At 73.4% G+C, this 2,007-nt stretch carries 2 pseudogenes; one reads left to right on the top strand and one right to left on the bottom strand.

The window, feature by feature from the left end:
- Nucleotides 1–1,213: pseudogene (locus tag H5J26_RS30535) on the bottom strand (DNA-binding protein); the annotation flags it as partial.
- 130 nt (nucleotides 1,214–1,343) lie between these two features.
- Here H5J26_RS30535 and H5J26_RS30530 point away from each other — a divergent pair.
- A pseudogene (locus H5J26_RS30530) lies at nucleotides 1,344–2,007 on the top strand (hypothetical protein); the annotation flags it as partial.

Raw genomic sequence — 2,007 nt, 5'->3', positions numbered from 1 at the left:
CCAGCCCCGGGACGCGGGTGCCGGTGAGCCAGCGGACGACGATGTGGGCCCAGCGCTCGTGCGCGGGAAGGCGCAGCCATTCGTCGTGGGCCGGGGTGGGCGCGTACCGCTCGTCGGGTTCGCCGTCGGGGGCCAACAGGCCCGCGGCGTAAGCGAGTTCGATCCAGAAGGCCGCTGTGGGCTCGGGCACGTCGAGCACGGTGGCGGTGCGCTTGAGGTCGCGTACGCCCAGGCCGCCGGCACGGAGCACGGAAGGCGGGTCCGACTCCCAGTCGGCCAGCAGGTCCTCCAGGGTGCCCAGGGCGCCGAGGACCTGGCTCGCGGCCGCCGCGTCGACCGTCTCCACCGGATACTCGCGCCTGGCGATGAGGGAGGGGGGCAGCGGTTCGACGTCCCGGTGGGCGCGGCCCGCGCGAAGGTGCAGGGCGACTTCCCTCGGAAGCACGACGGTGCGGGACGAGGAGCGTACGAGCAGCGCGCGGTCGAGCAGCCAAGTCACGGGAAGCGAGGGGGCGTCGGCCTGTACGGAACCGTAGGGCGGGCCCCAGCGCAGCTTGTCGAGCATGACGAGGGACTGCGGGGGTGCGCCGTCGAGGAGTTCGGCGGTGCGGGCGCGGTCGGTGAAGAGCGAGGTGAGCGAGGCCAGCGCGCTCACCGGATCATGGGTGCCGGGTAGGCCCGCCATGGCGAGGATCTCCTGCAGCCGTCCCGGCGACATGCCCGCGGTCGCTTCTGCCAGCGTCGGCCCGAGGCCGGTGGGGGAGGGCGCGGAAGGGTTTGGGGTCAGCAGTTCGCGGACGGTGCGTACGAGGCGCAGCTTGTCGTCCTCGCCCCACAGCAGTGCCTGTGCGCGCAGAGTGCGTAGCGCGCGGGGCAGTTCACCGGGGACGTCGTAAGCGGGGTCGCCGGTGGGATCCATGCCTTCGGGATCGCCCGCGAGGAGCGCGACGAGGGTCTCGTACGGACAGGGGTCCGGCGCGACGGCGATGGCCTCCGCGGTCTGGAGCGCGAAGCGGTCCAGCCGCTCGACCGCACGTACGACGGAGGCCCTGGTGCCCGCACGGGTGGCGAGCTGGGTGAGGTCGTTGGGCACGGGCGAGAGCAGATCCGGGCGGGTGCGGAGCAGCTCGGCGAGCGCTCCGTCGTCGCGGGAGCGCAGATCGTCGGCGAGCGTACGGGGGGCGGGGCTACCGCCGTTCTGCTCGGTGCTCATCCACACCACGTTAGCGGGGCGTCCGCGAGCCGGTCGCCCGCGTCCCCGGGGCGCATGGCGCGGTACCGTCGTGTTCGAGCCTGGCAAGTGGCAGGGCAGGCGCCAAAGTCACGCAGTCGTTGGGGAATTGGTGGGGATCGAGAGCGATCAGCTCGTGTTCGACTATCTGAGCCGGATCGGCGATCTGGCTCACCGCACGTCGATGACGGCCGCCGAGCGTGCGCGGCTGGTGAGCGGGCTGCGCGGACGGATCGACAGGCTGCGGGCCGAGGAGGGCGGCGCGGAGAGCAAGGCCGCCGTGCGGAAGATCCTCGCCAGGCTGGGCAAGCCCGAGGAGGTCGTCTCCGGGGCGACCGGGTCGGGTGGCGGATCCGCGTGGACGGGTTCCGCGAAGACGGCTTCCGCCTCGGGCGTGCCGATGCCGCGGAGCGGCTCGGACGACGACCGGTTCGGCGAGGACCCGAAGGTGTCCTTGTGGAAGCGGGCCTCCCCCAGGCGCACATCTGAGGCCGCACCGTCGCCGCCGGCGGCCACCGCCGCGACGGGCGCCTCGGCGCCCCACCTCGCGGGCATGGACGAACTGGGCCCCGAGGAGTCGAACCCCGACTGGTGGCGCGTCGACACCAGTCCCTACGGCGACGGGAGCGGCAGCCGTACGTTCGGTGAGCCGGTCCCCGGCTTCGTCGGCGGCATCGAGCTGCCCGAGCTGTTCGAGCCGCCGAGGGACGAGGACAAGCCGGGCGGAGGCAAGCCGTCGGCGCCCGGGACGAAGATTCCCGTTCCGCGTGCCGGGG

The organism is Streptomyces albidus (ex Kaewkla and Franco 2022), from assembly GCF_013870515.1.
Classification (GTDB): Bacteria; Actinomycetota; Actinomycetes; order Streptomycetales; family Streptomycetaceae; genus Streptomyces; species Streptomyces albidus.
The sequence above is the reverse complement of the archived record's forward strand: the minus strand, read 5'-3'. Positions and strand labels throughout refer to the sequence as shown.